The organism is Fodinicola feengrottensis (assembly GCF_010993775.1).
GTDB lineage: Bacteria > Actinomycetota > Actinomycetes > Mycobacteriales > HKI-0501 > Fodinicola > Fodinicola feengrottensis.
Genome location: NZ_WOTO01000042.1, coordinates 64,846 through 78,783, shown reverse-complemented (window position 1 = coordinate 78,783; position 13,938 = coordinate 64,846). Strand labels below are relative to the sequence as shown.

Below are 13,938 nucleotides of genomic sequence, written 5' to 3'. Positions count from 1 at the left end.
CGGCCGGCCCGGATAATTCTGACCGCTGTACGCAAAGCAGTCTCCACTGCGGACAGGTATGTTGCCTTGGACAGGCAGCACCGGCCCGGTCCCGACTTGCGCTCTTCTTCCGATGCACTGGGTTGAACTACCGCCTCCCATCAAGGGTCCAGCCGCGGAGGTCGCGGCTCGGTCCATGTATTCGACGTACTCTCGAAGTTGTTCCTTGGAGCCGAAGTGGTGCTGCACCAGGGCCGGCGAGACGCCCGCTGCCTCGGCTACTCCACGAATCGTGGTGCCCTTGACTCCCTTGTCGGCGAACTGCCGCAGGGCCGCGTTGCGGATCCGGGCCCGCGCTGTCAGGTCATCCTCATTCATTGAACGCACGAACAGCAGACTATACGACCGTACAGCGGCTTGTACGGATGTATAGCTATGAATGTGTTAAGGTGGTGGTCGACCACCAGTTGATGGTTGACCAACATCATGGAGGTTCGACATGCGGACCATCGCGCTCGAAGAGCACTACGTCACGCCGGAATACATGGCCAGCGAGGGCCGCTGGCTGGAGCCATACCAGCAGGTGGTCAGGCCATTGCTGGACTCGGAGCGGGCCGGATCGCGGCGATGGACGCCGGCGGTGTCGACCTCGCCGTGCTGTCCCTGACCGCCCCCGGCGTCGAGCAGCTCGCCTCCGAAGAGGCCATCACGCTGGCCAGGAGCGGCAACGACACGCTCGCCGCGGCGGTACGAGCGAACCCGACCCGGCTGGCCGGCTTCGCCACCATCGCGACCGCGGCGCCGGCTCAGGCCGCCGACGAGCTGTCCCGGGCCGTCGGCGAGCTGGGGTTCGCCGGCGCGATCATCAACGGCCACAGCCGTGGCCGCTACCTGGACGACCCGTACTTCCGGCCCATCCTGGAACGCGCGGTCAGCCTGAGCGTGCCGATCTACCTGCACCCGACTCCGCCACCGACGGCCGTCACGGAGGCAACATCGCGCACGGGCGTCCCGTCGGCGACGGTGCAGCGTTTCGGTGGGCTTTGCAGCGATAGAAAAGTCTTTCAGACGAGACGCTCGAGCTCGCCCATCGCGTCGTCCAGGAGAGTAAGGATGTCGGCGGACGGATCTCGTTCGGCGGCGAAGAGCGCGGACAGCGAGACGCCGATGACAGCGCCGACGAGCGTACGGGTCGGCAGATCGTCCGGTTCGGCCCCGGTGCGTTCGGCGATCAGCTCGCGCATCAGTTGGGCCGGTCCGTGCAGTTCGTCCAGCAGCAGGGATCGCAGCAGCGGTGGCGCCGAAAGCAGCAATGCGACCCGGGCTCGTACGTCCGCTCGCTGGGTCTGCGTGATCGCCGCGCCGAACACCTGGTGGAAGGTGGCCCGCAAGGCGCTCACCGGACGTAGATCGGTGGGCTGCGCCCGGAAAACCGCGGCGATGCCAGTGCCGAAGTCGTCCCACAGAACCAAGCTCTGTTTGGTGGGGAAATATCGCAGGAGGGTCGTCTCCGACACGTCGGCGGCCTCCGCGATCTCGGCGAGCGTGGTCGCGTCGTACCCGCGCTCGGTGAAAAGCCGCAGCGCGTGTTGTTGGATCGCGTCGCGGGTTTGCGCCTTCTTTCGCTCTCTGCGGCCGATCGGTTGCCCAGTCACAGTTTCATGAGCTTTTCGGCGTTGCCAAAGGCGATGCTTTCCCGGCTGGCCTCGTCCAGTGGCAAACCGGCGAGGAATTCGGTGGCGGTGGCCATTGACCCGTACGGGTAGTCGGTGGAGAACATGATGCGGTCGACGCCCATTTGGGCCAGCAGGATGTCAAAAGTCGGCCGCTCGTTGAAACCGGAGAACGTGTAGCTGATATTCCTGCGCAGATAACCGCTGACCGGCAGCTCCAGGCGGCTCATTCGCTGCGCGAAAGCCACGTCGAAACGCGGCAACATGAAGGGCAGTGTCTCGCCCATGTGGCCAACGATGACCTGAAGAGTCGGATACCGGTCGAAAACTCCGCTGACGATCAACCGCAAGACGTGCAATGCGGTGTCGATATGCCATCCCCAGCCCGTGGTGGACAGCGAGAACGAGATATCGGCGGAGAAGCCGCCGTAAATGGCCTCCGTGACGGCCGTCGGTGGCGGAGTCGGGTGCAGGTAGATCGGCACGCTCAGGCTGACCGCGCGTTCCAGGATGGGCCGGAAGTACGGGTCGTCCAGGTAGCGGCCACGGCTGTGGCCGTTGATGATCGCGCCGGCGAACCCCAGCTCGCCGACGGCCCGGGACAGCTCGTCGGCGGCCTGAGCCGGCGCCGCGGTCGCGATGGTGGCGAAGCCGGCCCAGCCGGGTCGGGTTCGCTCGTACCGCCGCGGCGAGCGTGTCGTTGCCGCTCCTGGCCAGCGTGATGGCCTCTTCGGAGGCGAGCTGCTCGACGCCGGGGGCGGTCAGGGACAGCACGGCGAGGTCGACACCGCCGGCGTCCATCGCCGCGATCCGGCCCGCTCCGAGGTCCAGCAATGGCCTGACCACCTGCTGGTATGGCTCCAGCCAGCGGCCCTCGCTGGCCATGTATTCCGGCGTGACGTAGTGCTCTTCGAGCGCGATGGTCCGCATGTCGAACCTCCATGATGTTGGTCAACCATCAACTGGTGGTCGACCACCACCTTAACACATTCATAGCTATACATCCGTACAAGCCGCTGTACGGTCGTATAGTCTGCTGTTCGTGCGTTCAATGAATGAGGATGACCTGACAGCGCGGGCCCGGATCCGCAACGCGGCCCTGCGGCAGTTCGGCAGTTCGCCGACAAGGGAGTCAAGGGCACCACGATTCGTGGAGTAGTAGCCGAGGCAGCGGGCGTCTCGCCGGCCCTGGTGCAGCACCACTTCGGCTCCAAGGAACAACTTCGAGAGGCGTGCGATGCGTACGTCATGGAATACATCCGCGGCGCGGCCACCGAAGCGGTCGACGAGCGCGGCCTGGACGACCCGCGGTTCCTCGCGTCCACTTACGCGACCGCGCCGCCAGTGATGACCTACCTGGGGCGGGCGCTGGTCGAGGGATCGCCGGCCGCGGCCGCGATGTTCGACGAGATGGTCGACATGACCGAGCAATACCTGAAGACGTACGGGCAACTGCCGCCCGGCGACCTTCGTGCGCAAGCGGTGGTTTTCACCGCCATGAAACTCGGCATCACCGTCCTGCACGGGCATGTCGCGCGGGCGCTCGGCGACGAGGCCTTCGGTCCGGCCACCACCGCCCGGGTCGGCCAGGCCAGCCTCGATGTGGTGTCGCCGGCCTTGGTCGGACCGGAGATGGCCGACCTGGCGCGTGCCGGAATAGACCGCTATCAACAGGAAAACGGGACCAAGGAGCAAGACGATGAATGAGGCTGTCAGCATCAGCGGCCTTGTCAAGACATTCGGCCGTACCCGCGCGCTGGATGGCTTGGATCTGTCCGTACGCACCGGGGAAGTGCACGGTTTCCTCGGCCCGAACGGCGCGGGAAAGACCACCACTATCCGCATTCTGCTCGGTCTTATGCGTGCCACCGCCGGGAAAGTCGAGCTGCTCGGTGGTGACCCGTGGCGGGACGCGACCGAACTCCACCGGCGGCTCGCTTATGTGCCGGGTGACGTGACATTGTGGCCGACGCTGTCCGGCGGTGAGGTGATCGACCTGCTCGGCCGGCTCCGCGGCGGCGTCGACCCGAGCCGGCGGGCCGCCCTGATCGAGCGGTTCGAACTCGACCCAGCCAAGAAATGTCGTACGTATTCCAAGGGAAACCGGCAGAAGGTGGCGCTGGTCGCGGCCCTCGCGTCCGATGTGGACCTGCTGATCCTGGACCGAGCCCGACCTCCGGGCTGGACCCGTTGATGGAGGCGGTTTTCAACCAGTGCATCGAAGAAGAGCGCCAGCGGGACCGGACGGTGGTGCTTTCCAGTCACATCCTGTCCGAGGTGGAGACGCTTTGCGACCGGGTCAGCATTATCCGGGCCGGCCGTACGGTCGAGACCGGCACGCTGGCCGAGCTGCGGCATCTGACCCGTACGTCGGTCACCGCGGAGCTGGCCGGACCGGTGCCGGCGCTCGGGGATGTGGTTGGCGTGCATGACATCCACGTGGACGGCACCCGGCTGCGGTGCCATGTGGACACCGCCGCGCTGGACGAACTGCTCGTACGGCTGACCGCGGTCGGTGTTCGCGGCCTGACCAGCCAGCCACCGACGCTGGAGGAACTTTTCCTGCGGCACTACCAAACCAGCTCGCCGGCTGGCGAAAAGGCGGCGGTCCGATGAACGCGCTCGCCGGCACCGGCACGTTGGTACGACTGATCATGCGCCGGGACCGGATCCTGCTGCCGGTCTGGATCGTGCTTTCCGCGTTGCTGTGTATGGGAATAGCGGTCAGTACCGCGGACGTCTACAAAACCGCGGCGGACCGGATGACTTTCGCGGCCGGTGCGATGGCCAGCCCAGCGCAGCTGTTTTCCCGCGGCACGATCTATTCCGCGAGCGTCGGCGGTCTCACCGCGTGGACGCTCGGCTCCTCCACGATGATTCTCGGTGGCCTGATCAGCATCCTGCTCGTCATCCGGCACACCCGGGTCGAGGAGGAAGCCGGTCGGCGTGAGCTGGTGGGGGCCGCGGCGGTGGGCCGGCACGCCGCGCTGACCGCGGCCTTGACCGTGGTGCTGGCCGCCAACCTGGCCCTCGGGCTGCTGTCCGCGCTCGCGCTGATCGCGGTCGGGCTGCCAGTTGGCGGGTCTCTCGTTTTCGGCCTGTCGATGGCCGGCGGCGGCTGGGTGCTGGCGGCCCTGGCCGGCATCGCCGGCCAGGTCTCCGAAAGCGCCGGCACCGCCCGTGCCCTCGCGCTCGCGGTGATGGGCGGGTTGTACGTCCTGCGTGGACTGGCGGACATCGGTGGCTCGGCGCTGTCCTGGCTGGCCTGGGTGACCCCGATCGGGTGGGCACGGCTGACCAGGGCCTATGCCGGCGACGAGTGGTGGGTGCTGAGCCTGCTGGGGATCGGTACGGCCGTGCTGGCGGTTTGCGCGTACGCACTCTCGGTCCGCCGGGATGTGGCCGGCGGGCTGCTGCCGACCCGGCCCGGCCGGCCAGCCGCGTCCCGCTGGCTGACTGGATCGGCCGCGTTGGCGTGGCGGCTGCACCGGCCGCAGCTGATCGGCTGGACCGTCAGTTTCGTGGTGGTCGGGCTGTTGTTGGGGGGTTCGCCGCGGACGGCCTGAACGCGCAGCTCGACACTCCGCAGATCCGGGCGTACGCGATCGCCGTCGGCGGCCCGGGCGCCCAGATCTCGGACGTTTTCTTCGGAGTTCTGCTTTACGTGATCAGCCAAATCGTCACCGCGGTGGCGATCGTGGCCGCGCTCCGGCCGCGCTCGGAGGAGGTCGCCGGCCGCGCCGAGCCGCTGCTGGCCGGACCGGTCAGCCGGCTGCGGTGGGCGACCGGGCACCTGGTCGTCGCGCTCGCCAGCCCAGTGATCGCGCTGCTCGCACTCGGGGGGGTCGGCGCCGGGCTCGGCTCCGGCCTGACCGGCGGCGACCTCGGGCACCAGCTGCCGCGGGTGATCCTGTCGACGTTGGCGTACGTGCCGGCCACCTGGGTGCTGGTCGGGCTCGCGGTGGCCCTGTTCGGCCTGCTCCCGCGGCTCGCCGCGACCCTCACCTGGACGGTGCTCGGCCTGTTCCTGCTGGTCGACCTGCTCGCTGAATTCAAGGTGATCGACAACCCGTCGTACCTGTCCCCGTACGCGGCCACCCCCGACGTGCTGATCTCCAGCGGCCTCGCGCCGCTGAACCTGCTCTGGCTGACCCTGATCGCCGCCGTACGTACTCGTCGCCATCGGCCTCACCGGCTGGCGCCGCCGCGACCTCCTCACTTAACAAGGACGGCGTCCGTGGTGGGAGACGGGCGAGATGCGGTCAGTGCGGGCGGCGGCGGAGGATGCGGCCGCGGAAGGCGTAGGTGATGGCCGTGCCGCCGCCGTCGTCGGAAGCGACAGGGGATCGGCCGATGCCCAGGGCCGACCGGCGGTGCAGGTGGTGGTCGGCGGTCAGTCGCAGGCACGCTCGTACGTCGTCCCAGCTCGCCAGCGGCCAGTGCCGGCAGACCGCCGCTGCCAGCAGAACCGGTGCCAGCAAGACCGTCGTCGGCGAGGGCGGTGGCGAAGAGGTAGCCGTCGACCATCGAGCCCAGCGGCGGCCGGTCGGCGGCCCACTCGCCGAAGAGCCGCCGGTAGTCGGGGCCGAGACTGACCGCGAGCCGCGGCCAAGCGGCCCGTACTTCGCCGGCCCGCTTGGAAATCAGCGCCTTCGCGGTGGCTTGGACCGGGTCGCGTCGAAGCCGGCTGGTACCGGAGCGCCAGCCACCAGCGCTTGGACGAGATCCCGCTGACCGGCCGCGAGCCGGGCTCGCGCCTCCGCCTGCTGCCGGCCCTGCGGAGCGTCTGGTTGGGCGCTCACGTGATGCGGTCCCAGCCGGCCGCGTCGGCGATCGAGTCCAGCTCGGCGGTCAGCTCGACGGCGGGCGGGTAGTTGCCGTCCCGTTCCAGCATCATCGCCGGCGGCGACGCGCGGCGGGCCACCGTGGCGACCAACTCCAGCACCTCCGGCGGGGGGGGGGGTCGGTGTGCGTGTCGTGGTAGAGCCCAGCGCTCTCGGAGCCGCCGGCGACGTGGCAGTACGCGACTCGGTCCAGTGGCAGCTCAGCCAGCTCGGCGAGCGTGTCGCGACCGTGGTTTCGGGCGTTGGCATAGAGATTCGCGATGTCAAGCAGCAGATACGCGTTCGTACGATCGAGGAGCTCGGTGAGGAACTGCGGCTCGGTGAACTGCTGGTTCGGCCATTCCAGCAGGGCGGCGATCGGTTCCAGCGCGATCGGCACCGGCAGCTCAGCTTGCACTTGTTTCACATTGTCGACCAGCACGTCCAGCGCGTCCCGGCTGCGCGGGATCGGCAGCAGGTGCCCGGCTTCGGTGCCATCTGCTCGTACGTACGCGATGTGCTCGCTGACCAGCGGGGACCCGAGCAGTTCGGCGGCCTTCGCGAGCCCGGCGACGCGGCCGGGCTGGAGCGGCTCGGCGCCGCCCAGTGACAGCCGGGTGCCGTGCGCCACCACAGCCACTCCACGCGCGATGAGGCTGTCCAGCCCGGCCGGCACCGAGTGCTGCGCCGACTCGGCGATCACCTCGCACCATCGCAGTCCCGGCAGGCCCGCCACGTACGAATGGATTTCCGGGCGCCAGCCGATGCCCAGCCCTCGCCCCGCCAACAGCGTCATAGCCGAAATCCTGTCACTTGGGCCGTCGCTCGGGCAGCGTCTGCCGTCGCTCAAATCGTCAGTCATAAGAGCCTCAAGGCCCAAACGGTCGTTAACCGCCGCAGCCGCCGCCTCCACCACAGCCGCCTCCGCCGCCACACGATGAACTGCTTCCGCCGCAGCTGGAGCCGGACGAGGAGTCGCCGCTCCAGAAACTGCCTCCACCAGACGTGCCCGGTGCCATCACGGCGGCAGCGGCCGCCAGTTCTGGGTCGGCGGCCCAGAAGGCGACCGCGCCGAGCACCGCTACGGTCATCGCCGCGGAGACTCCGCCGACCATCGCCCACGACGAGTCGCCGCGCTGCTGGCGTACCTGGTCGGCCAACTGTTTCCGGGCGGCCCGCGCCGCCGGCGTCTGGCGTGGATGTTTCATCGACAGCATGGTCGCGAACAGCGCGAAGACCCCGCTGATCGCGAGCATGGCGATCAGGAAACCGGTCGGCTTGCCGCCGATCGAGCCAACCACCAACCGGATCACCCCGAGCCCGATGACCGGGACGAACCAGAGAACCGTGAGCGTACGCACGGCGACCCGCGACGGCCGATAGCGGAACCCGCGCTCGGTGAGGTCGGCGATCATCGACCTGAGCACGTCGGCGACGCCGCGGTCCCACCGTACGACTACCAGCGACCTGTTCGCACCGGCCCAAATCGCCCGGTAGACGGCGACTTCCAGCGGCCCGCTGCCAGCCGGTTGCGGGCCGGTGATCTTCAGGCCGCGCCGGTCGTCCGCCGCGCTGAGGGCTCCCTCGGCGCGCAGGAACGCCACTGCGGCCATCACCGCGAGGTTCACGTCGCCGAACACCAGAGCGGCCTCGGCGGGGTGCAGGGCAGGCATGTCGAACCTGCTCCGGCGGCCCCTCATCGCCGCCCAACTAATCAGCCACAGCACTGTCGCCGCGGCCATAAGAGCCAGATAGATGCCGAGGAACGCCGGCCCGGAGATGCCCCAGGTGTCGCCGCTCTCGGCGATGGTCGTCGGTTCCATGTGTCACCGCCCCCGCAGTGTCAGCCAATGGTCAGGCCAGTGTGGCGTACGAACGCCAGCCCGGAGGTCGATGTCTTTGATGTCCGATCCGCCGCCTTACCCGCGAGTCGCCGAAAATGTCGTTGCCTGAGCGGATCCTCGAATTCGGGGGCGGCAAAATTCCGGAGCCGCCGAAAATGCCGCCCCCGAAATCCAGCCTGCCAGGTGGCACTGACTGAATCGGCGAGCACCGGCTGATCGGAAAATGTCGCCCCCGAACTCGAGGATTCCAGTTGGCACTGACAAAACGGACGGTCATCCCGGGACCGAAACGTCAGTTGCTGCTACCGCATGAAGAGCCGCCAGCCGAAGAGCTGCCGCAGGAGGCGCCACCACACGAAGGCCCCGCCACCACACGAGAAAGAGGACGAATCGCCGCCGCCAGAATCGGAGCTGGAGTTGCCGCTGGACGGTACGGGTACGCCGGCGGCCGCGGCGAAGTCCGGATCGGACTTCCAGATGGCGTCACCGCCGTAGAGCGCGACGATCAGGCCCGCGGCTGGCGCGCCGATGGTGGGCCAGGCGGTGGCTTTCATGCGGGGTGGAATGCCCTTACGTAACTGTTTCAGCGCCGCCTCCGCGCGGATTGACAGCTGCTTGTCCTGGATAGTGCGGCCGACCAGTACGTAGGTGCACACGCCGACGCCCACCAGCAGGAAGGCCGACAGCTCGCCGCCGGGGGACCGGCCGGACATGCTGAAAAGGCCCAGAGACAGCCCGCAGACGCCGATCGCCACCGCGACCAGCTGGCCAGAAATCCGGACCAGGCGGGTGACTCCGGACGGGAAGGCGCCTTCGACCCGCAGCCGTTCGCGTACGGCCTCGGCGGCTGCTCGTACGCTCGGAGCGCCCGCGAGCTCGCCGTAGCGCAGGCCCGGCCGCCGGCTCAGCTCGGCGCATACGGCGGCGTCCAGCTGGGTGGACCGGGCCGGCATCGGTCCGACCACGACCAGGCCGTCGGCTGTTCTGGGCTGGGTGGGCAGCACGCGTCTGGTGAAGGCCGCCAGCCGCCCGATCACCCCGGCCGGCGACCCCGAGCCGCTCGGGACCGGCTGCGGGTTTCGCCCGGAGGTGACGGTTCCAGTGACGTAGAGATACGTCATCGATGTGAGCACCGCGGCCGGCACCCCGCCCCCCGCAGGTACGCGGTGGCATCCAGGGGCAGCCGCGCGGGCACCCGACTGGTCTTGTTCACCCGCATCCATCGACCGATCCGCCACCCGATCGACGCTGTGACCAACCCCACCGCCGTGACCAGACCCAGGACGGTGATCACGCCGGACAGCATGCCGACGGTCGCGGTCAACTCGGGTGCAAGCTCCATTACGCCGAGTCTGCAAGCGATACGTCCGAAAAGCCGGCGATCGGGCCGAGCCGGGCCGGACGCCTGGCAGGGCGTCCCCTTCGGGCACCGGTGATTACTTGCGGTGATTTGTCGAGCGCGCACCGGTCCGGTTACACGATCGAAACATTGCGGAACATCAACGAAATGGCAATGTTCCGGCGCCGAAACAGCCACCCGCCACCCTGCTGGACAGAGGAGGATGCCCGTGAAGATTGACTCTGGCGACACCGCCTGGCTGCTGGCCAGCTCTGCACTGGTGCTGTTGATGACGCCCGGATTGGCGTTTTTCTACGGCGGAATGGTACGCGTCAAAAGCGTACTGAACATGCTGCTGATGAACTTCGCGACGATTGGACTAGTCAGCGTTCTGTGGGTTCTGTACGGGTTCTCGTTGAGCTTCGGCCCGGACGCGTTCGGGGGGCTGATCGGGAACCTGAAGTACGTCGGGTTGAACAACCTGACGCTGACCGCCACGTCCGGAACGATCCCGCTGCTGGTGTTCTCGGCGTTCCAGCTGATGTTCGCCATCATCACCCCGGCCCTGATCTCCGGCGCCATCGCCGACCGGGCCAAGTTCGGCGCCTGGATGCTGTTCGTCGGCGGCGGCATCTGGGTCACGGTGGTCTATTTTCCCATCGCCCACTGGGTTTTCATGTTCGACAACGGGCATGGCGGCTGGATCGGTGACCGGCTCGGCGCGCTGGACTTCGCCGGTGGCACGGCCGTCCACATCGACGCCGGTGCCGCTGGCCTCGCTTTGGCCCTGGTGCTCGGAAAACGCCACGGCTGGCCGAAGGAGAAGTTCAAACCGCACAACTTGCCGCTGGTGCTGCTGGGCGCTGGCCTGTTGTGGTTTGGCTGGTTCGGTTTCAACGCCGGCTCCGCGGTGGCGGCCAACGGCCAGGCCGCGGTGGCCTTCGTCAACACCCAGGTGGCGACCGCCGCCGCGTTGCTGGCGTGGCTCGTGGTGGAGAAACTGCGGGACGGAAAGGCGACGACCCTCGGCGCCGCGTCCGGAGCGGTGGCCGGTCTGGTGGCCATCACCCCGGCGTGTGCCTCTGTCAGCCCGATCGGGGCCATCGTGGTCGGCATCGCGGCCGGCGCGATCTGCGCCTGGGCCGTCGGTCTCAAGTACAAGCTCGGCTTCGACGACTCGCTCGACGTGGTCGGCGTGCACCTGGTCGGCGGTATCGTCGGCTCGCTGATCATCGGTTTCCTGGCCACCTCCGCGGTGACCGGCATCCTGAAGAACGGGGACGGCCCCTCCGGCCTGTTCTACGGCGGCGGCCTCGCCCAGCTGGGTAAACAGACCATCGCCGTGGTCGCGGTGCTGGCGTATTCGTTCATACTGAGCTGGATCATCGGCAAGGTCATCGACAAGACGATCGGGTTCCGGATCAGCGAAGAGGATGAGCAGACCGGCATCGACACCACCTCGCATGCCGAGTCGGCGTACGAGTTCTTCGTGACCGGCGGTGGCCTCGCGGCGGGCCGGCTCAACTCCGCCCACGTGGCCGCGCCTGCCAAGGCCACGCCGGCCGAGCCGGTGGGAGCCGGGAAGGAGGAGTCGTGAGACTGGTGACCGCGGTCGTCAAGCCGTTCCGGCTGGACGACGTGAAGGACGCCCTGGCCGCGCTCGGGGTGAATGGCCTGACGGTGTCCGAGGTGCAGGGGTACGGGCGGCAGAAGGGCCACACCGAGATCTACCGCGGCGCCGAATACACCGTCGACTTCGTGCCCAAGGTACGGATCGAGGTGCTGGTCGAGGCCGACGAGTCGGACAAGGTGGTGGAGGCGATCGTGGCCGCCGCCCGGACCGGCAAGATCGGCGACGGCAAGGTGTGGGTCACCACCGTCGAGCAAGTGGTGCGCGTACGCACCGGAGAGCGGGATTTTGAAGCCCTCTGACCTGGAGGGCGAGGACATCAGTCCAGCCGGCCGGCGGGCGATCGCCGGCCGGCTGGACTGGTGGCTCGCCGGGCTGCTGCCGGACGTGCCCGGCCTCGCCCTGGTGGCGGTTGGCAGCCTCGGCCGGTACGAGTGCGTGCCGGGCAGTGATGTCGACTTGGTGCTGGTCCATGATGGACTGTCCACAGTGGCCACCATCGCCGACCAGCTTTGGTATCCCATCTGGGATTCGGGCATCAGCCTGGACCACTCCGTCCGTACGCTCAAACAAGCCACCAAGGTGGCCGGTGAGGACGTACGAGCCGCGTTGGGCATGCTGGACGCCCGGTACGTGGCCGGCGACCAGGCCCTCGCGGACGCCTTTGGCGGCCGGTTACGGGAGGCGTGGCGCGCCAACGCGGCCAAAAACCTGACCGCGTTGCGCGAATCGACGCTGCAGCGCTGGGAAAGTTTTGGTGAGCTCGCGTTTTTGCTTGAGGGAGACCTGAAAGAGGCGCGCGGCGGGCTGCGGGACCAGCTGGCGATCCGTGGCGCCGGCTACGCGCAGGTGGCGCAGGGCCCGTCGGTGGCCGCCCGCGACGCGTACCAGCGCATGCTCGACGTGCGCCAGGCGCTGCACGAGGCCACCGGCCGCGGCAAGGACACTTTGCGTTTGCAGGAACAGGAAACCGTCGCCGAGCGGCTGGGGTTGGACGGCACCGACGCGCGCTGTTGCGCAGGGTCGCCGACGACGCCCGGAGCATCGCGTACGCGGCGGACACCTGCTGGCTGGCGGTCGAGCGATGGACCGCCGGCCAGCGCCGCACCAGCGTGCTGCGCCGCCGCGGCCCAGATCGCCGGCCGCTGGCCGACGGCGTGGTCGAACAGGACGGCGAGGTGGTGCTGGCCCGGGAGGCGTCGCCGGACACCGACTCGCTGCTGCCGCTGCGGGTCGCCGCGGCCGCCGCCACCGCGCGGCTGCCGATCAGCTCCCACACGCTGGCCCGGCTGGCCCGTTCGCCGGCCACCTTGGCGGTGCCGTGGCCATCGGCGGCGCGGCAGACTTTGGTGACATTGCTGGGAACCGGGGACGCGGCTGTCCCGGTGTGGGAGGCCTGCGACCGGTACGGGCTGGTCGAGCGGTGGCTGCCGGAGTGGAGCCGGGTCCGGTCACTGCCGCAGCGCAACCCGATCCACCGATTCACCGTGGATCGGCACCTGGTGGAAACCGCCGCCGAAGCGGCCCGGCACACCCGCCGAGTGTCCCGACCCGACCTGCTGTTGGTCGGCTCGCTGCTGCACGACATCGGCAAGGGTTTGGATGGCGACCACAGCGTGCTCGGCGCGCCCATCGCGGCCGACTGCGCCCACCGGATGGGTTTCGTCGACGAGGACGTCGAAGTTGTGCGTACGCTCGTGCTGCGGCACCTCACGCTGGCCCAAATCGCTACCCGGCGGGACCTCGACGACCCGGTGACCATCCAGACGGCCGCTTCCGCCGTCCGCGGCGACCGTTCGGTGCTGGACCTGCTGCACGCGCTGACCGAAGCGGACTCGGTGGCCACCGGTGCGGCCGTGTGGACGGACTGGCGCGCCGGCTTGGTGGCGACGCTGGTGGAGCGCGTACGCACGCGTTGATCGGCGCTGGTGAGCTGCCCGAAGCGCCGCCGCTGAACTCGTCCCTGATCGCGCTCGCCGACTCCGGCGAGCTGGCCGTGTGGGTCGACGACAGTGCGGTCACCGTCGTCGGACCGGACGCCCGTGGGCTGCTCGCCGCGGCCGCCGGCGTGCTGACCGTGCACCGGCTGCAGGTCCTGTCGGCCGATGCCCGTACGGTCGCCGGGATGGCCGTCGTCGTGCTGGTCGCGCAGCCCCGGTTCGGCTCGTGGCCGGACGCCACCCTGCTGTCCGGGGAGCTGCGCCGGGCGGTCCGCGGCGAGCTGGACGTGTCCGGCCGGATCGCCGCGATGCGCCGCTCGTACCGGCCGACGAATCCCGCCGCCCGGCAGCCTCCGCCGCCGCGAGTGGTGTGGGTGGCCGGCGCCGCGAGTGCCGGCTCGGTGCTGGAGCTGCGCGCCGCCGACTCGCCTGGCCTGCTTTACCGGGTCACCGCCGCGCTGGAAAGCGTCGGCGCGAAAGTCGAACGGGCCCGCGTGTCCACGCTGGGCGTGGACGCGGTGGACGCCTTCTACCTGGAGGGCCCGTACGCCGACGCGGCCAGCCGCGAACCGGTCGAAAAGGCCGTCCTCGCCGCCGCCGACCCGACCGCCTAACCAAACCCGAGATGCCGAAGCGTCCCCATCCGGCGAGTTGTCGCGCGAAGCGCAACGCGTCCTGCCGCAGCGCGAGCATGTCCAGGCCGCTGCCGC

The 13,938-nt window shown here is 68.9% G+C and carries 16 protein-coding genes and 3 pseudogenes; 12 read left to right on the top strand and 7 right to left on the bottom strand.

What is annotated here, in order from left to right:
* The coding region (locus GNX96_RS32605; RefSeq protein ID WP_163571803.1) for a TetR/AcrR family transcriptional regulator at positions 1–357 on the bottom strand (357 nt) is incomplete at its 3' end.
* A gap of 108 nt (positions 358–465) precedes the next feature.
* Between GNX96_RS32605 and GNX96_RS65395 the strand changes: the two are divergent.
* A pseudogene (locus GNX96_RS65395) lies at positions 466–897 on the top strand (amidohydrolase family protein); the annotation flags it as partial.
* A 146-nt stretch (positions 898–1,043) separates the two neighbouring features.
* Here GNX96_RS65395 and GNX96_RS32595 read toward each other — a convergent pair.
* A complete protein-coding gene (locus GNX96_RS32595) occupies positions 1,044–1,634 on the bottom strand; it encodes a TetR family transcriptional regulator (RefSeq protein ID WP_163571802.1) in 591 nt (196 codons plus the stop codon).
* Entirely contained in the window at positions 1,631–2,293 is a 663-nt protein-coding gene (locus GNX96_RS32590) for an amidohydrolase family protein (protein WP_279582099.1), read from the bottom strand. Before GNX96_RS32590 ends, GNX96_RS32595 begins: the two co-directional genes overlap by 4 nt.
* Between GNX96_RS32590 and GNX96_RS56990 the strand changes: the two genes are divergently transcribed.
* The 6 genes and pseudogenes from GNX96_RS56990 (at position 2,292) to GNX96_RS32565 (ending at position 6,386) form a co-directional block, all read left to right on the top strand.
* Positions 2,292–2,597, top strand: a complete 306-nt coding sequence (locus GNX96_RS56990) for a hypothetical protein (RefSeq protein WP_279582092.1) — start codon at positions 2,292–2,294, stop codon at positions 2,595–2,597. The genes GNX96_RS32590 and GNX96_RS56990 overlap by 2 nt on opposite strands.
* Before the next feature lie 246 nt (positions 2,598–2,843).
* Positions 2,844–3,359: a TetR/AcrR family transcriptional regulator gene (locus GNX96_RS32585; protein WP_163571801.1), complete on the top strand. Its 516-nt coding sequence runs from the start codon at positions 2,844–2,846 to the stop codon at positions 3,357–3,359.
* Positions 3,352–4,268: pseudogene (locus GNX96_RS32580) on the top strand (ABC transporter ATP-binding protein). Before GNX96_RS32585 ends, GNX96_RS32580 begins: the two are co-directional and overlap by 8 nt.
* Positions 4,265–5,218, top strand: coding sequence for a hypothetical protein (locus GNX96_RS32575; protein WP_163571800.1), 954 nt, complete (start codon positions 4,265–4,267; stop codon positions 5,216–5,218). The pseudogene GNX96_RS32580 and the gene GNX96_RS32575 overlap by 4 nt, the downstream one beginning before the upstream one ends.
* The gene (locus GNX96_RS32570) at positions 5,128–5,961 is read left to right on the top strand and encodes a hypothetical protein (protein WP_163571799.1); all 834 of its coding nucleotides are present in this window, start codon (positions 5,128–5,130) and stop codon (positions 5,959–5,961) included. The genes GNX96_RS32575 and GNX96_RS32570 overlap by 91 nt, the downstream gene beginning before the upstream one ends.
* Before the next feature lie 44 nt (positions 5,962–6,005).
* A complete protein-coding gene (locus GNX96_RS32565; protein WP_163571798.1) occupies positions 6,006–6,386 on the top strand; it encodes a hypothetical protein in 381 nt (126 codons plus the stop codon).
* 64 nt (positions 6,387–6,450) lie between these two features.
* Here the strand turns inward: GNX96_RS32565 and GNX96_RS32560 are convergent.
* The 4 genes and pseudogenes from GNX96_RS32560 to GNX96_RS32545 all read right to left on the bottom strand — a co-directional run bounded on the left by GNX96_RS32560 (position 6,451) and on the right by GNX96_RS32545 (position 9,643).
* Positions 6,451–7,271, bottom strand: a pseudogene (locus GNX96_RS32560) (DUF692 domain-containing protein).
* Positions 7,272–7,362: 91 nt separating this feature from the next.
* Entirely contained in the window at positions 7,363–8,298 is a 936-nt protein-coding gene (locus GNX96_RS32555; RefSeq protein WP_163571797.1) for a TIGR04222 domain-containing membrane protein, read from the bottom strand.
* A 323-nt stretch (positions 8,299–8,621) separates the two neighbouring features.
* Positions 8,622–9,452 carry a DUF2207 domain-containing protein gene (locus GNX96_RS32550; protein WP_279582091.1) on the bottom strand — a complete coding sequence of 277 codons (831 nt, stop codon included), beginning with the start codon at positions 9,450–9,452 and terminating at the stop codon, positions 8,622–8,624.
* On the bottom strand, positions 9,437–9,643 hold the full coding sequence (locus tag GNX96_RS32545; protein ID WP_163571795.1) for a hypothetical protein: 207 nt from the start codon (positions 9,641–9,643) through the stop codon (positions 9,437–9,439). The genes GNX96_RS32550 and GNX96_RS32545 overlap by 16 nt, the downstream gene beginning before the upstream one ends.
* A 238-nt stretch (positions 9,644–9,881) precedes the next feature.
* On the opposite strand from GNX96_RS32545, the gene GNX96_RS32540 reads away from it, so the two are divergent.
* From GNX96_RS32540 to GNX96_RS56975, 5 genes are read left to right on the top strand one after another with little or no spacing between them, the layout of a single operon-like run.
* On the top strand, positions 9,882–11,255 hold the full coding sequence (locus tag GNX96_RS32540) for an ammonium transporter (RefSeq protein ID WP_163571794.1): 1,374 nt from the start codon (positions 9,882–9,884) through the stop codon (positions 11,253–11,255).
* Positions 11,252–11,590, top strand: a complete 339-nt coding sequence (locus GNX96_RS32535; protein WP_163571793.1) for a P-II family nitrogen regulator — start codon at positions 11,252–11,254, stop codon at positions 11,588–11,590. The genes GNX96_RS32540 and GNX96_RS32535 overlap by 4 nt, the downstream gene beginning before the upstream one ends.
* A complete protein-coding gene (locus GNX96_RS56985) occupies positions 11,577–12,641 on the top strand; it encodes a [protein-PII] uridylyltransferase family protein (RefSeq protein WP_279582090.1) in 1,065 nt (354 codons plus the stop codon). Before GNX96_RS32535 ends, GNX96_RS56985 begins: the two co-directional genes overlap by 14 nt.
* Positions 12,638–13,207, top strand: a complete 570-nt coding sequence (locus tag GNX96_RS56980) for an HD domain-containing protein (RefSeq protein ID WP_279582089.1) — start codon at positions 12,638–12,640, stop codon at positions 13,205–13,207. Before GNX96_RS56985 ends, GNX96_RS56980 begins: the two co-directional genes overlap by 4 nt.
* Complete coding sequence (locus GNX96_RS56975; RefSeq protein WP_279582088.1) at positions 13,147–13,842, top strand: hypothetical protein; 696 nt, start codon at positions 13,147–13,149, stop codon at positions 13,840–13,842. The genes GNX96_RS56980 and GNX96_RS56975 overlap by 61 nt, the downstream gene beginning before the upstream one ends.
* Positions 13,843–13,938 lie beyond the last annotated feature (96 nt).